We start from the raw sequence: 20,874 nt of genomic DNA, 5'->3' as shown, positions 1-20,874 counted from the left end.
TTGAGGAATGGTGGACTCCGACATGCTCATCCCACGACCGCGCCGCGCCGTCCCCGGTACCGGCGCCTTCGAGATCACCCCGTCGACCCGCATCGCAGCGGACGCAGCGAGCGAATCGGTCCGACTGTACCTGCAGCAGACGCTCCGGGCGTCGACCGGCCAGCCGGTCCGCGACGCAGCGGAGGACGTGGCCGTCGACGGGGCGGCCTCCGCCGACGGGCCGGTGCGGACGGGCGTCATCTCGCTGCGCGTCACCGACGATCCCTCCCTGCCCGCCGGTCCGCCGTCGCCCGAGGGCGAGCGCGCCGAGTCCTTCCGCCTGACCGTCACACCCGACGGTGTCGACGTCGCGGGCGGCTCGGCCGCCGGCGTGTTCTACGGCGTCCAGGCGCTCCTCCAACTGCTGCCCGCCGACGTGTACCGGAGCGGCCGCGTCGGCACCGGGCCATGGTCCGTCCCGTCCACCATCGTCGAGGACGCCCCCGCCTTCGCCTGGCGCGGCGTCATGCTCGACGTCGCGCGGCACTTCCGCACCAAGCACGAGGTCATGCGCGTCGTCGACCAGCTCGCGGCGCACCGGATCAACCGGCTGCACTTCCACCTGACGGAGGACCAGGGCTGGCGCATCGAGATCCGGAAGTACCCGCGCCTGACCGAGGTCGGGTCCTGGCGCCGCGAGTCCCAGGTGGGCGCGCACGTCCCCGACGCCGACGGTGTGCTGCACCCCGCAGCGTTCGACGGCCGCCCGCACGGCGGGTACTACACGCAGGACGACATCCGCGAGATCGTCGCCTACGCGGCGGACCGGTTCGTCACCGTCGTCCCCGAGATCGAGACGCCCGGACACGTCCGTGCCGCCTTGGCCGCCTACCCGTCGCTCGGCGTGCACCCCGAGACGCCGGTGGAGGTCTGGACCGAGTGGGGCATCGCCGACGACGTCCTGAACGCCGACGACAGCACCGTCGACTTCTTCAAGGACGTCCTCGACGAGGTCATCGCGCTCTTCCCCTCGCGCTACATCGGCATCGGCGGCGACGAGTGCCCGAAGGTGCAGTGGGTCGAGGACCCCCGCACGCAGGAGCGCATGCGTTCACTCGGGCTCGAGGATGAAGAGCAGCTGCAGGCCTGGATCATCGGGCAGCTCGCGGCGCACGTCGCCTCGCACGGGCGGCAGGCGTTCGGCTGGGACGAGATCCTCGAGGGCGGCACGCTCGACCCCTCGGCGACCATCGTGTCGTGGCGTGGTCTGACCGGCGCCCGGACGGCGGCGAAGCGCGGGCACGACGTCATCTCGTCGCCCGACGACCAGGCCTACCTCGACTACCGCCAGAGCGACCTGGCGACCGAGCCGATCCCGGTGTCCATCGTGCTGACGGTCGACGACGTCTTCGGGTTCGACCCGGTGCCGTCCGGCCTGACCGAGTCCGAGCGCGCCCACGTCATCGGCGGCCAGGGCAACATGTGGACCGAGCACGTCGACACCGCGCGGAAGCTCGACTACCAGCTGTTCCCGCGGGTGGCCGCCCTGGCCGAGGCGCTCTGGTCGGCGGACGTCACCGGGCCGCGCGACGTCGCCGAGTTCCGCGGGCGGTTGGCCGAGCACACCGCGCGGCTCGAGGCGATGGGGATCGAGTACCGGCACGAGGCCGGGCCGTTCCCGTGGGAGCAGCGGCCGGGCGTCCCGGGGCGGCCGCACTCGCGCGAGGACCGCGCCGCCTACATCGACGCGATCACCGCGAACATCGCCGAATGACGTATTGACATTTCACATGCTCAGGGTTCACACTGTGGGGAGAATTCCCGGAGGAGACCCCCATGCCAACGCGCCACATCCCCGGCCTCGAAGGCCTCGACATCGCCGAACTCATCGGGGGTCGCCAGCCGGCGGCTGAACTCGAGGTCGCCGTCGACTTCATCCGCGGGCGGTCCGTGTTGATCACGGGCGCCGGCGGTTCGATCGGCAGTGAGCTCTGCCGGCAGCTCGTCCGGTTCGAGCCGGCGGAGATCATCATGCTCGACCGCGACGAGACCGCGTTGCAGCAGGTGCAGGTCTCGGTGGACGGGCACGGTCTGCTCGACACGAAGAACGTCGTCCTCGCCGACATCCGCGACGCCGACGCCATCCGGGACATCATGATGGACCGCCGTCCCGACGTCGTCTTCCACGCAGCGGCACTGAAGCACCTGCCGATGCTCGAGCAGTACCCGGACGAAGGCTGGAAGACGAACGTCCTCGGCACGCTGAACGTCCTGCGCGCCGCCGCGGCAGCCGGGGTGCAGACGCTCGTGAACATCTCGACGGACAAGGCTGCGAACCCGACGAGCGTGCTCGGCTCGACCAAGCGGATCGCCGAGCGGTTGACCGCCTGGACCGCTGCCGACACCGGCCGCGACTACGTGTCCGTCCGGTTCGGCAACGTCCTCGGCAGCCGTGGTTCGATGCTCCCGCTCTTCGCGGAGTTGATCCGCGCCGGACGGCCCCTGACCGTCACCCACCCGGACGCCACCCGGTACTTCATGTCCATCCCGGAGGCGTGCCACCTCGTGATCCAGTCCGCGGCGATCGCCCATCCCGGCGAGGTCCTGGTCCTCGACATGGGTGCCCCGGTACGGATCCTCGACATCGCACGCCGCATGCTCGCCGCGACGGGGAGTCCGTCCGACATCGTGTTCACGGGCCTGCGATCGGGAGAGAAGCTGCACGAGGACCTCATCGGACGGGGTGAGACCGAACGTCGCCCGGTACACCCGAAGATCACCCACACCTCGGTTGCGCCGATCGCGCCGTGCGACGTCGACGACCGTGTCGCCGGCACCGTCGACCCGTCGGCGCTCGCGATGGCCGCCTGACGCTGCTGCCTGCTGTCTGCCTGGCTGGCTGGCTGGCGCGCCGAGGTTCCACGACTCGCCGCTCACTTCCGCCGAGGTTCCACGCACGGCCCCGCATGCCCCCGAGGTTCCGAGATCTCGGAACCCCGCGGGGTGGGCGCGACCACGGACGGACGGGAGGCCCGGTGCCAGCTGGCACCCCTCCCTCGCAAGCTCGGTCGGCGCGCCCCGCGCAACGCTTCGCGTTGCCGCTGAGCGGGGCGCGCCCTTCCGTCACGCGGTGACGTCGACTACACGGCGACGGCCACGCGGTCGTCTGCCGTCTCGGACACGGCGGCGTCCGCCGCCGGGGCCCGGCGCACGAACTTCTTCAGCCCGACGAGCACCAGCGCGGACACGATCGTGCCGGCCAGGATCGCGACGATGAACATCGCGACGTCCCCGATGGCGAAGAACACGAAGATCCCACCGTGCGGCGCCCGCGAGGTCACACCGGCCGCCATCGAGATCGCACCCGTGACCGCGGCACCGACCATCGACGCCGGGATGACGCGCAGCGGGTCGGCTGCGGCGAACGGGATCGCGCCCTCGGAGATGAAGGACGCCCCGAGCAGCCAGGCGGCCTTGCCGTTCTCGCGCTCGGGCTTCGTGAAGCCCTTGCGGTACAGGACGGTCGACGCGAGTGCCAGGGCGAGCGGCGGCACCATGCCGGCAGCCATCACGGCGGCCATGATCTCGAACGGCACGACGTTGGTGGCGGTCCCGGCGCCGAGCCCGGCGACGGCGAACGCGTAGGCGACCTTGTTGACCGGGCCGCCGAGGTCGAAGGCCATCATCAGGCCGAGGATGATGCCGAGCAGGATCGCCGAGGCGCCGGACAGCGAGTTGAGGAACTCGGTCAGCTGGGTCATGAGCCAGGCGATCGGTCCACCGAGCACGAGCAGCATGAGGCCGGAGGCGATGATCGAGGCGAACAGCGGGATGATCACGACGGGCATCAGGCCACGCAGCCAGCGCCAGGTCGGGATGCGACCGATCCAGTACGCCGCGGCACCGGCGATGAGGCCACCGATCAGGCCGCCGAGGAACCCGGCGTTCATGAAGACGGCGATGGAACCGGCGACGAAGCCGGGCGCAATGCCGGGTCGGTCGGCCATGGCGTAGGCGATGTACCCGGCGAGCGCTGCGACGAGGAAGCCGAGCGACACGGAGCCGATCTGGAACGCGGCGGCACCGAGGTAGTAGCGCAGCCCCTCCGGCGGCAGGTCGACCAGGTTGTAGTGCTGGAGCGCGAATACCGCGTTGTTCACGCCGTCGTCACCGTGGGTGAGCGCGATGCCGTACCCGGCGAGCAGGAAGCCGAGCGCGATGAGGAGCCCGCCGCCCGCGACGAACGGGATCATGTAGCTGACGCCGGTGAGCAGCCAGCGCTTGAGCGCCTGGCCGAAGTGCTCGTTCTTGGCGGTGGACGCACCGTCGACGGCTGCACCGCCCTGGACGCGTGCGGCGTTCGGGTCGTCCGAGGCACGGATGGCCTCGGCGATCATCTTGTCGGGCTCGTCGACGCCGCGCTTGACGGGTCCGGAAACGAGCGGCTTGCCGGCGAAGCGACCGCGGTCGCGGACGTCGACGTCGACCGCGAACACGACGGCGTCGGCACGGGCGATGAGGGCCGGGTCAAGGGGCTCGACCTGCGAGGACCCCTGGGTCTCGATGTGCATCTCGGCACCGGCGCGCTGCGCCGCGGCGACGAGGGCGTCGGCCGCCATGTAGGTGTGCGCGATGCCGGTCGGGCAGGCGGTGACGCCGACGAAGACCTTGCGGCCCGGCGCGGGTGCGGCGGTCGGACTGGAGGCGCTGCTCGCCTTCCCGACGCCGGCTTCGGACACCTCGCCGCTCACCTCGCGGTCGACGAGCTGGACGATCTCGTCGGGGGTGGCTGCGGCGCGCAGGGCGGCGGTGAAGTCGTCGCGGATGAGCGCACGGGCCAGGGTCGAGAGGACCGTCAGGTGGTCCTTGTCGGCCCCTTCGGGCACGGCGATCATGAACACGATGTCGGCGTCGCCGTCCGGGGCGCCGAACGACACCTTCCGGGCGAGACGCGCGAACGCCAGGGTCGGCTCGGACACCGATGCCGAACGGGCGTGCGGGATCGCGATGCCGCCGGGAACCCCGGTGCCGACGCTGGCCTCGCGCTTGATGGCGTCCTCGGCCAGGACCCGGCCGTCGGCGGCGCGGCCGGTCGCGGCGACGCGGTCGGCGAGGACGCGGATGACGTCGGCCGAGGTGGCGCCGAGGTCCTCGTCGAGGCCGACGAGCTGGGCGCTGATGAGGCGCGGACTCGAGTCTGCGGACATGTGCTTGCTCCTTCGCAATGGCGCTGATCGCGCGGGTCGTGCAGGTGTTCGGGGAGTGGGGGTGTTCGAGCTGGGGCGGGGTCAGGCGGGCTCGGGTGCCGGGTGCGTGGTGAGCACCCGGACCGAGATCGCCGTCGGGTCGGTGTGGTCGATGGACGGCACGTCGCTGCCGGGCAGGGCAGCGGCCGCGGCGCCGGTGGCGACGGCCTGGGCGAGGCGCTGCTCGGGCGACGCTCCGGCGACCTCGGCGAGCAGGTAGCCGGCGAGCGAGGAGTCTCCCGCGCCGACCGTCGAGCGGGCGACGATCCGCGGTGCTGCGGCGGCGAAGGCACCCTCGTCCGACACCAGCACGGCGCCGGCACTGCCGAGGGTCAGCAGGACCGAGCCGACGTTCCGGTCGCGCAACCGCTCGGCAGCGGCCACGGCGGCGTCGAGGTCCTGCTCGTAGGTGTCGGGGTCGCCGCCGACGACCTCGGCGAGCTCCTCGGCGTTCGGCTTGACCAGGTCGATCCGCTCGCCGGACTGCAGCAGGGCGGTGAACGGGACGCCGGACGAGTCGACCGCGATCCGGACGTCCTCACCGTGGCGTGCGCGGACGGCGCGGACGAGCACGGCGAGCGCGTCGTCGGGCAGTCCGGGCGGGAGCGACCCGGCGAAGACCACCCAGCGGGCGGCGGGTCCGGTGGCGGTCGCCGCGGCCGTGTCGGCGACCAGGTCGGCCAGGTCGTCCAGCCGACCGGCGAGCGAGGGACCGGGCTCGTTGAGCTTCGTGGTGGTGCCGGTCGGCTCGGTCACGGTGACGTTCGAGCGGAGCGGCGCACCGATCGGCAGGGCGGCGGTCGGGATGCCGCGCGTGGCGAGCCCGAGCAGCACAGGGTCGAGCTCGTCGCCGGGCAGCACGGCGATGGTGTCCCCACCGCTCGCGACGACGACGCGGGACACGTTGACGCCCTTGCCGCCGGGCTCCGCGGTGGAGCGGGTGGCGCGCTGGACGGCGCCGCGCTGCAGTTCGCCGGAGAGCTCGATGGTGCGGTCGAGGCTCGGGTTCGGCGTGACGGTGACGATGCGACGGCTCATGCGACGACGACCTCGACGTCGGCGTCGGTCAGGGCGCCGGCGAGGTCGGCCGGCGGCTCCTGGTCGGTGACCACGGTGTCGATCTCGTCGAGCCGGGCGAAGCGCATCAGGGCCTCGACCCCGTGCTTCGCGGCGTCGGCGAGCACGACGGCTCGGCGGGCGGCGAGGACGTAGGCGCCCTTGACGGCGGCCTCGTACTCGTCCGGGGTGCTCAGCCCGAAGCCGGCGGACAGGCCGTTCGTGCCGACGAACGCGATGTCGGGCCGCAGGGCGCTGATCTGCTCGACGGTGGCGGTCCCGACGGCGGCGCTCGTGACCCCGCGCACCCGGCCACCGAGCAGGTGCAGCTCGACGTGCTCGCTGTGCTGCAGGGTCGCGGCGATCGGGACGGAGTTCGTGATGACGGTGAGGGTCGCGCCGGCGGTGGCGGGCTCCCAGCGTGCGAGTTCGGCGGCGACGGCGGCGCAGGTGGTGCCGGCGTCGATCGCGATCGAGCCGGTGAAGGTCGAGGGCACCAGGCGCATCGCGGCTCGGGCGATCTCGGACTTCGCGGAACCGTGCTGCCCCTCGCGCTCGGCGACGGAGAGTTCGACGACGCTCGAGCGGCCGATGGGCACCGCTCCCCCGTGCACGCGGCGCAGGACCCCGGCGGACTCGAGGGTGTCGAGGTCACGGCGCACGGTCTCGGTGGTGACGTCGAAGTGCTCGGCCAGATCGGCGACGGAGACCCGGCCGGCGTCCTGCAGCGCTGCTGCGATCGCGTCGTGCCGCTCGGTTGCGTACATGCCCGAACTCCTTCGTTCCCGTGGGTTTCAGGAACCATAAGCCACAAACCCACACAAACACAACCACCCGCACTCGTCCCGCTCCCCGCTCCCTCCCCCGAGGTTCCGAAATCTCGGCATCTCGCGGCGCCCACAGCCCGTCCGTGGAACCTCGGCGTCCAGCACGCGGCATGTCGTGGAACCTCGACGGACGGGACACGCACGAACACCCCACACGCACGAACACCCCACACGCACGAACACCCCGCCGCGTGTGCGACGGGGTGTTCGGTCGAGCGCGTCAGCCCTTGACGGCTCCCGCGGTCATACCGCTGACCAGCCGACGCTGCACGATGAGGAAGAAAACGACCACGGGGATCGAGAACAGCACGCTCGCCGCCATCAGCCCACCGAAGTCCGTGCCCTTGTTCGTCGAGAAGCCCGCGAGCCAGACCGGCAGCGTGTACATCCCCTGGTCCTTGAGCATCACGTACGCGATCAGGTAGTCGTTCCACGCCGCGATGAACGCGAACACGCTCGTGGCGATGACTCCCGGCATCACGAGCGGGAACAGCACGCTCCACAGGATCCGGAAGGTGCCGGCCCCGTCGACCTTCGCGGCCTCCTCGATCTCGACGGGTACAGCTACGAAGAACCCGCGCATCACCCAGATCGAGAACGGCAGCACGCTCGCGACGTACGCCAGGATCAGCCCGACGTAGCTGTTGAGCAGACCGAGCGTCTGGAACGACAGGAACAGCGGGATGAGCAGCGCGCCCGACGGGATCATCTGCACGAACAGGATGCCGACCAGGATCGCCCGCCGCCCGCGGAACCGGAACCGCGACAGCGCCGCCGACGCCAGGAACCCGACCACGATCGACAGCAGCACGGCGGCCACCACGACGATGGTCGAGTTCCGCAGGTAGACCAGGAAGCCCTCTTGCGTGAGCGCGCGGGTGAAGTTGTCGAGCGTGGGGTGCAGTGGTGCCCAGATCGGGGTCATGGTGGTGACCTCGTCCGCTGGCTTGAAGGCGGTGTTCACCATCCAGTAGATCGGGAACACCCACACCAGGCAGAACACCACCGCGATGGTGTTCGCCACCACGCGCGGCTTCCGCTTCCGCTTCCGCACGGGCGCGGAAGCGGGCGCGGGCGCCGGCGCAGGCGCGGAACCAGCAACTGGTGCGACACCCGCGCCAGGTGCTGCGTTCGAGACGGTCACAGGTCCTCCTCCCCGCTGCGGACGAGCCGGCGGATGTAGTAGCTGGTGAGCGCGCCGAGGATCACGGTCGAGATGACGGCGATCGCGGCGCCCTGGCCGTACGCGTTGGAGACGAACGACTTCACGAACGTCCAGATGCCGAGCGTCAGGGTGGCCTCTTCCGGACCGCCCCTCGTGAGCAGCCAGATCTGGTTGAAGACGTTGAAGTCCCAGATCACCGACAGGATCGACACCAGGAGCAGCGTCGGGGCGAGTGCCGGCAGCGTGATCGCGCGGTACATCGTCCACGTCGAGGCCCCGTCGAGCGCCCCGGCCTCGTAGTACTCCGGCGCGATCTGGGACTGTGCGGCGTAGAGCGTCAGGGCGACGAACGGCACGGCCTGCCAGATCACGAGCGTGAGCACGATCGTGTACGCCTGCCCGGGGTGCGACGCCCAGTTGTCCTGCGTGTGGTCGCCGAACACCCGCAGCTGCGTGATGAGCCAGTTGAGCACCCCGTAGAAGGGCTGGAACAGCCACTGCCACACCAGGCTCGAGGCGACGTTCGGCATCGCCCAGGCCAGCACGAGCACGACGCTGACCACGGTGCGCATCGCGACACCCAACCGGGTGAGCAGCTGCGCGACGCCCATCCCGATGACGATCGTGCCGAGCACCATCGCCCCGGTGACCAGGACGGTGCGCAGGATGACCGGCCAGAACGACGCGTCGGTCAGGACGTTCGTGTAGTTCGAGACCCCGGCGAACCCGGCTTCCCCGGTGAAGATCGCCCGGAGCCCGTAGTCCTGGAACGAGATGACGACGAGCCGGACGAGCGGGTAGACGACGAGCGCGAGCAGCAGGATCGCCGCGGGCGCCAGCAGGACGAGCGGAGCGCGCGACGCCACCGCCGACCGACGACGCGCACCGCGGCCGGGACGAACCGGCCGCCCCGACCCGGCACCGCCGCTGCCCCCGGCGCCCGTGCCCCCGGTCCCCCCGCCGCCGGCGACCGGCTCGGACTGCTCCGAACCGGTCGCCTGCTCTGCAGTGGAGGTCATCGACTACTGCTGCGCGTTCAGCGCGGTCGTGAGGTGCTTCGAGAAGCCCTCGGCGGCCTGCTCAGGCGACTTCCGCCCGGTGGCGATGTCCGCGAACATCGACTGGAACGACGCGTCGCCCTCGATGGTCGCCCAGCCCGGCGTCGCCGGGGTCGGACGGCTCGTGCCCGCTGCCGCGAAGTACGGCTTGTGCAGGGTGTCGACGTCGTCGGCCACGGCGTCGAGCAGCTCGGTCGAGTTCGGCTCCCAGCCGTCCACACCGAACACCTGGTCCTGCTGGAACTCCTTCGAGGTCAGGATCTTCAGGTAGTACAGCGCGAGGTCCTGGTTGGCGGCCTTCGCCGGGATCCCCAGGTCGGAGCCGCCGAGGAACACCGGCTGCGTCTTGCCGTCCGTCTGCGAGGGCATCGGGAACGTGCCGATCTGGTCGGCGAGCGCCGGCTTCGCGGTGGTGATCGAACCGATCTCCCACGCCGAGCCGAGGAACGCCGAGGTGTTGCCCTGCGCGAAGACGTCGCTCTGCGAGGGCTTGTCGGTGTTGATGTCCTGCGTCGACTTCGCGGAGTAGTCGTTCTGGAACGTCTTCCACGCTGTCAGACCCTTGACCGCATCGGCCGAGTCGAGCTTCCCGGTCCACTTGCCGTCCTTGTCGGAGGCGATCTCGCCGCCGGCGTCCCAGACCCACTGCAGCCCGCCGTACCAGTACTGGCCGGGCATGTAGAAGGCGGAGAAGTCGCTTGCCGTGTTGGCGGCCTTGACCTTGTCCAGGTCGGCGGTGAGCTCGTCGTAGGTGGTCGGCACGTCGGTGACGCCGGCATCCTTCCAGACCTTCTTGTTGTAGACGACGGCGCGGTTGCCCGCGAACAGCGGAGCACCGTAGAGCTTGTCGTCCACCGTGGCCGGCCCCTCGAGCCCGGTGAGCCAGGTCTGGCCGTCCTTGAGCTCGTCGCGGTACGGCGTGAGGTCCATGAGACCGCCGGCCGCTGCGTAGACCGGCACCTGGGTGTTGCCGAGGTCGACCACGTCCGGGGCGTCGTCCTGGGCGAGCGCCGTGGTGAGCTTCGTGGTGATCCCGTCCCACTGCTGGGTCTGGATCTTCACCTTCGCCCCGGTGTCCTTCGTGAACTGCTTCTGAGCTGCGTCGAGGACCTTGTCGCTCAGGTCGCCGTTCATCATCCAGACGGTGATGGTCTTGCCCTTGCCATCGGGTGTGCCGATGGCCTTCGTGCCACCGTCGGAAGCTCCGTTGCTTCCGGCGGAGCACCCGGTGAGGGCGAGCGCGGCCGCCAGGCCGAGCGCACCGAGTGCGGCGAAACGCGTGCGTGTCACGTTGACTCCCTTGGTCCGGCCTTTATGAAAGGTCGTTGCGTATTCGCAATAGAAGACCTTCCGAGAGCCCTTGTCAACCGTTGGATCGGTCCCTGTGAGCGGGTTCGATCCGCGTGTTTCCGGGGGATCACGGATGGCGAACAGATCGTCGCCAATGCTTGACACGACTGGTCATGACCAGCCATGATCTGCGATTCGCGTCGACGGGGTGGACGGAACGACCGGGAGGCCCGGTGCCGGTCCCGCAGACCGGCACCGGGCCTCCCGGATCACCACCACGGCCTCAGACGGCCGCCAGGGCGGACGTCGGTGGGATGCGCGCTGCGCGCGCTGCCGGGTACCACCCGGACGCACCGCCGATCACGACGGTCGCGCCGAGCCCGCCGCCGACGGCCCACAGCGGGATCGCCACCGGCCACCCCTGCGCCAGGGCGAAGGCGACCGTCACCCCGACCCCGATCACCACACCGGCCACCCCGCCCAGGAACGACAGCAGCAGCGACTCGACGAGGAACTGGTCGCGGATGTTCCGCCGCCGCGCTCCGAGGGCTCGCCGCACCCCGACCTCGGCACGACGTTCCAGCACGGTGATCACCATCGTGTTCGCGACGCCGATGCCGCCGACGAGCAGGGCCACGCCGCCGATGCCGACGAGCAACCCGGTGAACGAGTCGTCGGTGGCGTCCTTCGCGGCGAGCGCGTCGGACGGTCGGGTCACGCCGACGTCCTGCGGCGCTCCGGGGCGGATCGCGTTCGCCAGGACGTCGCGAGCCGGTGCCACGCGCGTCGGGTCGACCCGGGTGTAGACGGCGGTCGGCGCCCCGTCGGAGCCGAGCTGCCGGCCGAGCTCCTCGGGGACGAAGACCTGGCTGTCCAGGTCGTCGGCGAGCGCGATCGGCTCCAGTATCCCGACCACCTGCACCCACTGCCCGCCGGTCCAGACGCGGCTGTCGGCACGGACCCGGTCGATGCCGAGTGCCGCTGCGGCGTCCGCTCCCAGCACCATCTGGGGTGGTGCGTCCGCGGCGGGGTCCAGCCAGCGGCCGTCGGCGAGTCCGGCACCGAGCACCTCCGGCACGTCGCCCCACGCGGTCATCACCCCGATGCCCTTGCTCTCCGCGGCCGGGATGTACGGGCTGCGGTACACGGCGGCCTCGGGGACCGCGCCCACGGCAGCCGCCGCCTCGACGTCGTCCTGACGACGCGCGGAGTCGAGCGCCGTCGACGGGAGCGGCGGCACGTCGCCGATGCCGTCGGCCTGCGTGATCGTCAGGACGTTGGTGCCGAGCGCGTCGAGCACCCGGTCGAGCTCCGCCTTGCTCGACGACGAGATCCCGACGACGGCGATCATCGCGGCGATGCCGATCGCGATGCCGAGCGCCGACAGGACCACGCGCGTCGGCCGGGTCCGGAGCCCGAAGAGTCCGAGCCGCAGCAGCTCGCCCGCGGTGACCGCAGACCGGAGGCGGCGCCGGGCGTTCACGCAGCACCCCGGATCGCGGAGGCGAGCGCGGCGGCGGGGACGGTGCCGCCGTCCGTCCCGGAGTCGTGCTGCACCTGGCCGTCGCGCATCCGCACCCGGCGCGGCAGCGACGCGGCGAGCTCGAGGTCGTGCGTGATGACGACCACCGTCGTCCCGCCGGCGTTGAGTTCACGCAGCAGCGCGAGGATCGCCGCCCCGGACGCCGTGTCGAGGGCACCGGTCGGCTCGTCGGCGAGCAGGATCGTCGGCTCCCCGACCAGTGCCCGGGCGATCGCCACCCGTTGCTTCTCGCCGCCCGACAGCTGGTTCGGCCGGTGGTCCAGACGATGCCCCAGCCCGACGCGACGGAGGGCGTCGACCGCGCGTCGGTGTCGCTCCCGTCGGCTCGTCCCCGCGTAGAGCAGGCCGTCCGCGACGTTCTCGGTGGCGGTCGCCCCGTCCTGCAGGTGGAAGTGCTGGAACACGAACCCGATGTGGTCGGCCCGGAGCAGGGACAGTTCGTCGTCGGTCATGGTGTCCACGTCGTTGCCGGCGATCGTCACGGTGCCGGACGTGGGGCGGTCCAGGGTGCCGATGACGTTGAGCATCGTCGACTTGCCGGAACCCGACGGCCCGACGACCGCGACGAGTTCGCCCGCTCCGATGTCGAGCGAGACCCCGCGGAGGGCGCCGACGTCGCCGTAGGCCTTCACGACGTCCCGGAGGGCGAGCACCCGGCCGTCGGTGGGCTGCGCGCTCATCCCGGCACCACCACACGGTCGCCCTCGGTCACGTTGCCCGTGACGGCGACCCGGCCGGCCGCGGTGAAGCCGGGCGTGACGGGTACGCGTTTCGTCGTGCCGTCCTTCCGGACCACCTCGACGGCGTACTTCCCACCGGCCCCGGCGACCAGGGCAGCCACCGGCACCGACAGCACGTCCTGCTCGGTCGCTCCCTTCGCGTCGACCTGTGCCGAGGCGGCGGCGGGGAGCTTCCGGTCGCCCGACTCGAACGCGACGGACACGTCGACCTTCGTGCTGCCCTCGTCGCTCGTGTCCGGTGCGACGTCGGTGACCTCGCCCGCCATCGGGGCGCCGGCGCCGTTCACCCGCACCGCGACCTCCGTCCCGACCGCGAGCCGTTCGGCGTCGGCCTGCGACACCGTGGCGACCACGATGCGCTTCGTGCTCGTCACGTGCAGGACGTCGCCGCCCTCCTCGGCCGCCGGCTGCCCGAGCTGGCCGTCGACGGACGCCACCCGGACGTCACCGTCGACGAACACGACGTCGTCGGCCGTCAGCACCCCGGTCACCCGGTGGCCCCGGTCGCGCTGCCATTGCTCGACCCCACGCTGGGTCCTCGGTCCGAAGGTGTCGTCCTGGGCGACGTCGTACCCGAGCGCCGCCAGGTTGTCGTTGAGCTGCTGCACGTCGGTGCCGCGCAGCCCGCGTGCGAGCGACCGCCAGAGTGGCACCGTGCCGTGCATCGAGCGGACCCCGCGCTCGTCGACCGCGTACACGAAGTCGTCTCGGCGCAGGACCTGCCCGGGCTTCGGCAGCCAGGTCAGCGTCCCCTCCGCCGCCCCGGGCACGCCGGTGGCCGACCCGTAGCCGAGGGTGCCCGCGAACACCTTCGAGTCGGTCAGGTCGCCGCGTTCGACGGTGACGGTCGTCCGGGCCTTCGTCGGAGCGTCGGCGGCGGATGCACTGGTCGCACCGGACGTCACGTCCACGATCGCCCAGGTGCCGATGCCCGCGGCGAGGACGGCCACGAGGACGACGCCGACGATCACCGCCCGCCGTGGTCGGGACCGGGTCACTTGCCGGCCTCGGCGCCCAGCCCGTCGAACGCCGTGCGCTCGCACTCCTGCGCCACCTCGGCGAACGCGTCGGGATCCGACGGCTCGTACGCCGACTGGTCGTCGTCGGGGTAGTCCGCGAACCCGTGCTCGCGGATGCACTTCGCCGCCTTCCGCGCGGCTTCGGCGCCGCCGGGGATCGACTCGGCCGACCCGACAGCGTCGCCCGCCGTGCCGGAACCCTTCGCGCAGGCCGCCAGGTCGCTCTGCCACTGGTCGGGGTCCACGCCCTCGGGGACGCCGACCGAGCTCGTCGTGTCGGCTCCGGCGGGATCGGGCATGTCGTAGCCCTTCTCGCGCATGCACGCGGCCAGCGAGACCGCCTTGTCCTTGCCGCCGGCCGCCGTCGTGGCGTCGTCCTTCGGCGTCCCCGAGCACGCGGTGAGCAGTGCGGGCAGCAGCAGGGCCGCTGCGGCGACGGCGATGAACGCGCGCGGGCGGCGGACCGAGGTGGTGGTGGTCGTCATGGTGGTCTCCTTCGTGGCGTGGACGGAACGGGACCGGTGGTCCGCTCCGTGTTCGTGCCACCAGGACACCAAGCGCGGTGTTTCGCGCCGGGTACGCCGACGGTTACGTCGGCGAAACGTCGACCCGTACCCGCAGCCCACCGCCGTCGCGCGCCGCGATCGAGAGCCGCCATCCGTGCGCCTGCGCGACGGCTGCGACGATCGACAGCCCGAGGCCGCTGTGCCGGTACGCGGCGGCGCTGTCCGGGCACCGTCGGAACGGCTCGACCAGACCCGGCGCGACGCTGTCGGGGACCACCGGCCCGGAGTTCTCGACGGTGAACCCGCCCACGTCGGTGGTCACGCGCACGAACCCACCGGGCACGTTGTACTCGACGGCGTTCCCGACCAGGTTGACGAGGAGCTGGCGGACGAGCGTCGGCTCGCCGCGCACCCCGACGGGAGGCCCGTGGCGGCGTGCACGGGTGAGGGTCACGCCCGCCTCGTGGACGGCGTCCGCCACCCCGCTCACCACGTCGTCGACCGTGCCGTCCAGGTCGACGGGCTCGGTCGCGCCCGCCAGGCCACGGTCGGCCTCGGCGAGCAGGAGCAACGACCCCACCAATCGCTCGGTCCGGCGGTTCTGCTCGAGCAGCTCGTCGCGGGTACGGCGGACGTCGTCGGGGCCGGCGTCGTCGGGCAGCCCGATCTGCATCGCGGCACGTTGGACGGCCAGCGGGGTCCGGAGTTCGTGCGAGGCGTGGGCCACGAAGCGTCGCTGGCTCTCGAACGCGGTCTCCAGGCGGCCGAGCAGGTCGTCGACGGTCCGGGACAGGCGTCGGAGTTCGTCGTCGGGGCCGCCCAACCCGATGCGTTCGTGCAGGTTCGAGGCCGAGATCCGCTGCGTCGTCGCGGTGATCCGGTCGATCGGCCGGAGCATGCGCCGGCTGACGAACCACCCGACACCGCCGGCGAGCACACCGGCGCCCGCGATGCCCACCGCCGACCACTGCCACTGCTGCGTCGCCACGACGGCGACGAGCATCGTGCTCTGCGCCTGCGCGGTGGACGACGGATCCGGCTCGCTCGGGCTCTGCGGGGACACCGGCGCCGGCAGCGCCGGTCCGGTCGCGGTGTCCGACCCCGGCATCCGTGTCGAGATGGAGCTGATCGACGTCACGTTGACGAACACGAGCACCGCAGCGGTCAGTGCCATCGACGCGAGCGCGAACACCAGGGCGGTGCGCGCCCGGATGCTCCAGGTCCGCCGGAGCCGTCTCACAGCGCGTAGCCCTCGCCCGGGACCGTGCGGATCGGATCGGGGCGGCCGAGCTTCTTGCGGAGCTTCGACATCGTCACCCGTACGGCAGCGGTGAACGGGTCGATGTTCATGTCCCAGACCTTCTCGAGCAGTTCCTCGGCGGAGACGATGCGACCGTCGGCTCGCAGGAGCGCTTCGAGCACCCCGAGTTCCTTCGAGGTCAGGTCGAGCGGTCGGCCGTCACGGGTGGCCATCCGGCGGTTCGTGTCGAGGACGATCCCGGCGCGTTCGAGCACGGGCGCGACCGGGGCGACGCTGCGGCGGCCGAGCGCCCGGACGCGGGCGACGAGCTCGGGGTACTCGAACGGCTTGGCCAGGTAGTCGTCGGCGCCGAGCTCGAGGCCGTGCACGCGGTCCGTCAGGGTCGTCGCCGCGGTGAGCATGAGGATGCGGGTCAGGCTGCCGCGCGACGCCAGCCGACGTGCGACCTCGTCGCCGTGCACCCCCGGGACGTCACGGTCGAGCACCACGACGTCGTAGTCGTTCACCGCCAGCAGTTCGTCGGCGTGGTCGCCGCGGTAGGCGACGTCGACGGCCATGTCCTGCCGCGACAGGCCCTTCGCGACGAGGTCGGCGAGGGCTGCTTCGTCATCCACCACGAGTACACGCATCCGGACATTACATGCGATATACCTCGGCATCCGCTGGGTCGAGGTGGACGACCCCGGTCTGCTCGTCGATGCGGACCCGGAACCCGCCCGTCGGGGCGCCGGGAACGGCGGTGAGCGGCAGGCTGTCGGTGGTGAGGTGCTCCATGCCCCCAGCCTGTGACGTCGTCTGTTTCGTCGCCGTAACGCGCGTGCCAGCCGTGACCGTCAGTGCGACGCGTCGAACGGCACCTCGCCGTGGTCGCTCACACCGGCGCGCTGCCGGTAGGCCAGGTGTCCGCCGAGGTACCCGCCCACCCCCACGACACCGAGCGCGGCGAACCCGAGCAGCTTGCCGGCGCCGTGGTTGCCGTTCTTGCGCTGCCACCACGACAAGCCGTACAGCGAGATGCCGACCCAGTTGACGGCTTGGTGCACCCACCCCGTGCGCAGCTGTTCGCGGTCGAGTTCGGACCAGTCCACGTACCCGGCGAGGCTCGCACTACCAGACGACACCAGGCCGACGCCGACGAGGGTCTTCGCGGCCCTCGCGTTGCCCTTCCCGCCGAACACGTCGAGCACGGCGGCCGAGATCCAGGCCCCGAGCGGCACCTGCACCATGAGTGGGTGCAGCGGGTGCCCGAACGGCACACCGTGCAGCAACTGCCGCAGGGCCTTCGGCCGGGCGAGGGCGTTCACGACCGAACGGTCGATGTCGACGGCCTTGTCGAGCACGCTCGCGTGCTCGACGGTGTCGGTGAGGCGACGGATCGCGCGGATCTCAGGCATGCCCTGCAGCCAACCCGGGAGGCCCGTGCCGGGTCCCAGGAACCGGCCCGGGCCTCCCGTCGGTCACCCCACCCACCCCGGAACCAGGTTCCGGACACAGCACCACGCCGTTCCGCGGTGTCGTGTCCGGAACCTGGTTCCGCGCGGCTGTCGCCTACTCCTCGACGACCTCCGCCAACTGGAACGGCTCGACGGTCAGGCCGTCGCCGTCCTCGGCGACGTCCACCCGGACGGTGTCGCCGTCGCGGACGTCACCGGACAGGATCGCCCGCGCCAGCTTGTCGTCGATCTGCCGCTGCATGAGGCGGCGGAGCGGCCGCGCACCGTAGAGCGGGTCGTACCCGCGTTCGGCGAGCCAGCCGCGCGCCTCGGGCGTGACCGCGAGCTCGAGTCGGCGGTCGGTCAGGCGACGGGCGAGCCGGTCGACGTAGAGCGACACGATCTGGCCGAGGTCGTCGGCCGTCAGGGCCTGGAACACCACGATGTCGTCGAGCCGGTTGATGAACTCCGGCCGGAACGCCTGCTGCACGAGCTCGCGCACGGCGTCCTCGCGCTGCTCGTCCGTCAGCGTCAGGTCGGTCATGAACTGCGAGCCGAGGTTCGACGTCAGCACGAGGATCGTGTTCCGGAAGTCGACCGTGCGACCCTGCCCGTCCGTCAGCCGGCCGTCGTCGAGCACCTGGAGCAGCACGTCGAACACCTCGGGGTGCGCCTTCTCGATCTCGTCGAGCAGGATGACGGAGTACGGGCGACGCCGGACGGCCTCGGTGAGCTGCCCGCCGGACTCGTAGCCGACGTACCCGGGCGGGGCGCCGATCAGCCGCGAGACCGAGTGCTTCTCGCCGTACTCGCTCATGTCGATGCGGACGAGGGCCTTCTCGTCGTCGAACAGGAACTCCGCGAGCGCCTTGGCCAGCTCGGTCTTGCCGACGCCGGTCGGTCCGAGGAACAGGAACGATCCGGTCGGACGGTCCGGGTCGGAGATGCCGGCGCGGGTGCGGCGGACGGCCTCGGACACGGTGTTCACGGCGGTGCGCTGTCCGATGATCCGGCGGCCGAGCTCGTTCTCCAGGTGCAGGAGCTTCTCGGTCTCGCCCTGCAGCAACCGGCCGAGCGGGATGCCCGTCCACTGCGCGATGACGGCGGCGATGTCCTCGTCGGTAACGCTGTCGTTCACCATGCGGTCGGCGGACTCGGCCTGCTCAGCAGCCGCGAGCTCCGCTGCGATCCGGGGCTTCTCGGCGTACTCCAGGCGCGACACCGTCGCGTAGTCGGCTTCGCGCTGGGCACGCTGGCTGCGCATGTTCAGGTCGTCGAGCTGCTGCTTCAGCTCACCGATGCGGTTCAGGCTCGCCCGCTCGGCCTGCCAGCGCTGCTCGAGCTCGCCCAGTCGTTCCTCGCGCGTGCGCAGCTCGTTCCGCAGGGTCTCGAGCCGGGCCTTCGAGGCGTCGTCCTTCTCCTGCTTGAGCGCGAACTCCTCGACACGCAGCCGGTCGACGTTCCGCTTCAGTTCGTCGATCTCGACCGGGCTGGAGTCGATCTCCATGCGGAGCCGGCTGGCGGCCTCGTCGATCAGGTCGATCGCCTTGTCAGGCAGCTGCCGACCGGAGATGTACCGGTTCGACAGGCTGGCCGCGGCGACGAGCGCGGAGTCGTTGATCGTGACCTTGTGGTGCGCTTCGTAGCGCTCCTTGAGCCCGCGGAGGATCGCCACGGCGTCCTCGACGCTGGGCTCCCCCACGTAGACCTGCTGGAAGCGGCGCTCGAGGGCGGCGTCCTTCTCGATGTACTCGCGGTACTCGTCGAGCGTCGTCGCCCCGATGAGCCGCAGTTCGCCGCGCGCGAGCATCGGCTTGAGCATGTTCGAGGCCGCGACGGACCCTTCGCCGCCGCCGGCACCCATCAGCGTGTGCAGCTCGTCGATGAACGTGATGACCTGGCCGTCGGAGTCGTTGATCTCCTTGAGCACGGCCTTGAGGCGCTCCTCGAACTCGCCGCGGTACTTCGCGCCCGCGATGAGCGAGGAGATGTCGAGCGAGACGAGCCGCTTGTCCTTCAGTGAGTCGGCGACGTCCCCGGCGACGATGCGCTGTGCGAGCCCCTCGACGACGGCGGTCTTGCCGACGCCGGGCTCGCCGATGAGCACGGGGTTGTTCTTGGTGCGGCGGGTGAGCACCTGGCTGACGCGTCGGATCTCGGAGTCGCGTCCGATGACCGGGTCGAGCTTGCCGCTGCGAGCGATCGCCGTCAGGTCGACGCCGTACTGCTCGAGGGCGGTCTTCTGTCGCTCTTGCGAGTCAGGAGCACCCTGGAGGTTCGCCATGCGTTCCGTCCTTTCGTTGCGGTGGTGTTGTACTTGAGTCTACTGCACTCAACTTACGTCGGCGCCGGGAGATTCCGGATCCCGACGGCGCTGACGACCGCGCCGGCCAGCAGGAGGACCGCCATCACGACGACCGCCCGGTGCAGGCCGGCGACGCTCATCTCGCCGCCGAGGACCACGCCCGCGAGCGCGACCATCACCAGGCCGGCGATCCGCGCGATCGCGTTGTTCACGGCCGACCCGACGCCCGCCTCGGACTGCGGAACGGATCCGAGCACGGCACTGGTCAGCGGTGTCACCATGAGCGCGATCCCGAACCCGATGAGCACGAGCCCGGGGAACACCGCGACCCAGTAGCCGTCCGGCTGCGCACCGACCAGCAGCATCAGGAGCGCACCGACCGCTGCCACCGCCGGGCCCGCGGCCATGAACCAGCGCGGCCCGAACCGTCCCGCCAACCCACCCACGGCCGAGGACACCAGCAGCAGGACCACCGTCGGGGGCAGCGTCGCCAGGCCGGCGAGCCAGGCGGGGAACCCCCAGACCTCCTGCAGGAACAGGGTGACCACGAAGAAGACCATGCTCAGGGCGCCGTAGATCGACAGGGTGGCGAGGTTGCCCACCGCGAAGTTGCGGGCCCGGAACAACGCGAGCGGCACCAGCGGCGAACCGGTCGTCCGGGTCACGTGGAGCTCCCACGGCACGAACGCCCCGAGCGCCAGGGCACCGAGCACGAGCGCGGTGACCACCACCGGGGCACCCCACCCGAGCCGCTCCTGCTCGATGAGCCCGAGCACCGCCCCACCGACCCCGACGACCGCCAGCACGGCGCCGACCACGTCGATGCGCGGTCGGATCGCGGGGTGTACGTCACCGGTGATCCGCAGCACGAGCGGGATCGTCACGGCGATCGGGACGGCGGTCAGCACGAAGATCCACCGCCAGCCGATGCTGTCGACCACCATCCCGCCGACCACGGGTCCGAGGATCGTCGACGCGCTCGACCAGGCGGTCCACGTGCCGATCGCCTTCGACTGCGCGGCCCCGCGGAACGCCGCCACGATGAGGGCGAGCGCGCTCGGGGTCACCAGGGCGCCGCCGACACCCTGGAACGCCCGCGAGACGATCAGGAACTCCCCCGTCGGGGCGATCGCACACGCGACCGAGGCGATCCCGAACACGACGAGCCCCCACGTGATGATCCGGACCCGACCGAACACGTCCGACAGTGATCCGGCGACGAGGATGAGCGAGCCGAGCGTCACCAGGTACGCGTCGACGGTCCACTGCTGCACGACGAGTCCGCCGCCGAGCTCCTGCCGGATCGCGGGGAGCGCCACGTTGACCACGCTCGAGTCGAGCCCGACGACGAACGACGACAGGATCGCCACCACGAGCACGGTGCGCCGGTCGTCCCGGAGCGGCGCGGTCGCGCGGGGTGCAGCAGTGGTCATGTGCTCATCCTGC

At 71.3% G+C, this 20,874-nt stretch carries 18 protein-coding genes; 2 read left to right on the top strand and 16 right to left on the bottom strand.

Translation table 11 applies throughout. The annotated features are described in order from the left end of the window. Positions 1-7 precede the first annotated feature (7 nt). Positions 8-1,753: a beta-N-acetylhexosaminidase gene (locus M4960_RS17745; RefSeq protein ID WP_248704973.1), complete on the top strand. Its 1,746-nt coding sequence runs from the start codon at positions 8-10 to the stop codon at positions 1,751-1,753. Positions 1,754-1,815: 62 nt separating this feature from the next. Next, positions 1,816-2,850, top strand: coding sequence for a UDP-N-acetylglucosamine 4,6-dehydratase family protein (locus M4960_RS17740; RefSeq protein ID WP_123293552.1), 1,035 nt, complete (start codon positions 1,816-1,818; stop codon positions 2,848-2,850). A gap of 269 nt (positions 2,851-3,119) precedes the next feature. Here M4960_RS17740 and M4960_RS17735 read toward each other — a convergent pair whose 3' ends face one another. From M4960_RS17735 to M4960_RS17660, 16 genes are all read right to left on the bottom strand, one after another. After that, the gene (locus M4960_RS17735; RefSeq protein WP_248704972.1) at positions 3,120-5,186 is read right to left on the bottom strand and encodes a fructose-specific PTS transporter subunit EIIC; all 2,067 of its coding nucleotides are present in this window, start codon (positions 5,184-5,186) and stop codon (positions 3,120-3,122) included. A gap of 81 nt (positions 5,187-5,267) precedes the next feature. Further along, on the bottom strand, positions 5,268-6,263 hold the full coding sequence (locus M4960_RS17730; protein ID WP_248704971.1) for a 1-phosphofructokinase family hexose kinase: 996 nt from the start codon (positions 6,261-6,263) through the stop codon (positions 5,268-5,270). Further along, positions 6,260-7,048, bottom strand: coding sequence for a DeoR/GlpR family DNA-binding transcription regulator (locus M4960_RS17725; protein ID WP_123340051.1), 789 nt, complete (start codon positions 7,046-7,048; stop codon positions 6,260-6,262). Before M4960_RS17725 ends, M4960_RS17730 begins: the two co-directional genes overlap by 4 nt. 280 nt (positions 7,049-7,328) lie before the next feature. Next, the gene (locus M4960_RS17720; RefSeq protein ID WP_248704970.1) at positions 7,329-8,132 is read right to left on the bottom strand and encodes a carbohydrate ABC transporter permease; all 804 of its coding nucleotides are present in this window, start codon (positions 8,130-8,132) and stop codon (positions 7,329-7,331) included. Between the two features lie 116 nt (positions 8,133-8,248). Next, positions 8,249-9,292 carry a carbohydrate ABC transporter permease gene (locus tag M4960_RS17715; protein ID WP_248704969.1) on the bottom strand — a complete coding sequence of 348 codons (1,044 nt, stop codon included), beginning with the start codon at positions 9,290-9,292 and terminating at the stop codon, positions 8,249-8,251. Between the two features lie 3 nt (positions 9,293-9,295). Next, entirely contained in the window at positions 9,296-10,621 is a 1,326-nt protein-coding gene (locus M4960_RS17710) for a sugar ABC transporter substrate-binding protein (protein ID WP_131921340.1), read from the bottom strand. Positions 10,622-10,904: 283 nt separating this feature from the next. Further along, positions 10,905-12,104: an ABC transporter permease gene (locus M4960_RS17705; RefSeq protein WP_248704968.1), complete on the bottom strand. Its 1,200-nt coding sequence runs from the start codon at positions 12,102-12,104 to the stop codon at positions 10,905-10,907. Continuing rightward, positions 12,101-12,844 (bottom strand): ABC transporter ATP-binding protein, encoded by a 744-nt coding sequence (locus M4960_RS17700; protein ID WP_260097731.1) that lies wholly within the window; start codon positions 12,842-12,844, stop codon positions 12,101-12,103. The genes M4960_RS17705 and M4960_RS17700 overlap by 4 nt, the downstream gene beginning before the upstream one ends. Then, entirely contained in the window at positions 12,841-13,902 is a 1,062-nt protein-coding gene (locus M4960_RS17695; protein WP_248704967.1) for a peptidoglycan-binding protein, read from the bottom strand. The genes M4960_RS17700 and M4960_RS17695 overlap by 4 nt, the downstream gene beginning before the upstream one ends. Next, positions 13,899-14,408, bottom strand: a complete 510-nt coding sequence (locus M4960_RS17690; protein ID WP_173169826.1) for a hypothetical protein — start codon at positions 14,406-14,408, stop codon at positions 13,899-13,901. The genes M4960_RS17695 and M4960_RS17690 overlap by 4 nt, the downstream gene beginning before the upstream one ends. Before the next feature lie 103 nt (positions 14,409-14,511). Then, entirely contained in the window at positions 14,512-15,669 is a 1,158-nt protein-coding gene (locus M4960_RS17685) for a HAMP domain-containing sensor histidine kinase (protein ID WP_248704966.1), read from the bottom strand. Beyond that, positions 15,666-16,319, bottom strand: coding sequence for a response regulator transcription factor (locus M4960_RS17680; protein ID WP_123293542.1), 654 nt, complete (start codon positions 16,317-16,319; stop codon positions 15,666-15,668). Before M4960_RS17680 ends, M4960_RS17685 begins: the two co-directional genes overlap by 4 nt. Positions 16,320-16,326: 7 nt before the next feature. Further along, complete coding sequence (locus M4960_RS17675) at positions 16,327-16,464, bottom strand: hypothetical protein (protein WP_173169830.1); 138 nt, start codon at positions 16,462-16,464, stop codon at positions 16,327-16,329. Between the two features lie 59 nt (positions 16,465-16,523). Beyond that, entirely contained in the window at positions 16,524-17,084 is a 561-nt protein-coding gene (locus tag M4960_RS17670; protein ID WP_173169832.1) for a DUF2231 domain-containing protein, read from the bottom strand. 154 nt (positions 17,085-17,238) lie between these two features. Beyond that, complete coding sequence (locus tag M4960_RS17665) at positions 17,239-19,407, bottom strand: ATP-dependent Clp protease ATP-binding subunit (protein WP_131921346.1); 2,169 nt, start codon at positions 19,405-19,407, stop codon at positions 17,239-17,241. 53 nt (positions 19,408-19,460) lie between these two features. Further along, positions 19,461-20,861, bottom strand: coding sequence for an MFS transporter (locus tag M4960_RS17660; RefSeq protein ID WP_248704965.1), 1,401 nt, complete (start codon positions 20,859-20,861; stop codon positions 19,461-19,463). Positions 20,862-20,874: the final 13 nt, after the last annotated feature.

This window comes from Curtobacterium sp. MWU13-2055, assembly GCF_023242305.1.
Lineage (GTDB): Bacteria > Actinomycetota > Actinomycetes > Actinomycetales > Microbacteriaceae > Curtobacterium.
This window is presented reverse-complemented; position numbering and strand designations above follow the sequence as displayed.

What these genes read in the sequence shown, in the direction of transcription:
- M4960_RS17745 (WP_248704973.1), top strand. Translation starts at nt 8, where the DNA reads ATGGTGGACTCCGACATGCTCATCCCACGACCGCGCCGCGCCGTCCCC.
- M4960_RS17740 (WP_123293552.1), top strand. Translation starts at nt 1,816, where the DNA reads ATGCCAACGCGCCACATCCCCGGCCTCGAAGGCCTCGACATCGCCGAA.
- M4960_RS17735 (WP_248704972.1), bottom strand. Translation starts at nt 5,186, where the DNA reads ATGTCCGCAGACTCGAGTCCGCGCCTCATCAGCGCCCAGCTCGTCGGC.
- M4960_RS17730 (WP_248704971.1), bottom strand. Translation starts at nt 6,263, where the DNA reads ATGAGCCGTCGCATCGTCACCGTCACGCCGAACCCGAGCCTCGACCGC.
- M4960_RS17725 (WP_123340051.1), bottom strand. Translation starts at nt 7,048, where the DNA reads ATGTACGCAACCGAGCGGCACGACGCGATCGCAGCAGCGCTGCAGGAC.
- M4960_RS17715 (WP_248704969.1), bottom strand. Translation starts at nt 9,292, where the DNA reads ATGACCTCCACTGCAGAGCAGGCGACCGGTTCGGAGCAGTCCGAGCCG.
- M4960_RS17700 (WP_260097731.1), bottom strand. Translation starts at nt 12,844, where the DNA reads ATGAGCGCGCAGCCCACCGACGGCCGGGTGCTCGCCCTCCGGGACGTC.
- M4960_RS17690 (WP_173169826.1), bottom strand. Translation starts at nt 14,408, where the DNA reads ATGACGACCACCACCACCTCGGTCCGCCGCCCGCGCGCGTTCATCGCC.
- M4960_RS17680 (WP_123293542.1), bottom strand. Translation starts at nt 16,319, where the DNA reads ATGCGTGTACTCGTGGTGGATGACGAAGCAGCCCTCGCCGACCTCGTC.
- M4960_RS17675 (WP_173169830.1), bottom strand. Translation starts at nt 16,464, where the DNA reads ATGGAGCACCTCACCACCGACAGCCTGCCGCTCACCGCCGTTCCCGGC.
- M4960_RS17670 (WP_173169832.1), bottom strand. Translation starts at nt 17,084, where the DNA reads ATGCCTGAGATCCGCGCGATCCGTCGCCTCACCGACACCGTCGAGCAC.
- M4960_RS17665 (WP_131921346.1), bottom strand. Translation starts at nt 19,407, where the DNA reads ATGGCGAACCTCCAGGGTGCTCCTGACTCGCAAGAGCGACAGAAGACC.
- M4960_RS17660 (WP_248704965.1), bottom strand. Translation starts at nt 20,861, where the DNA reads ATGACCACTGCTGCACCCCGCGCGACCGCGCCGCTCCGGGACGACCGG.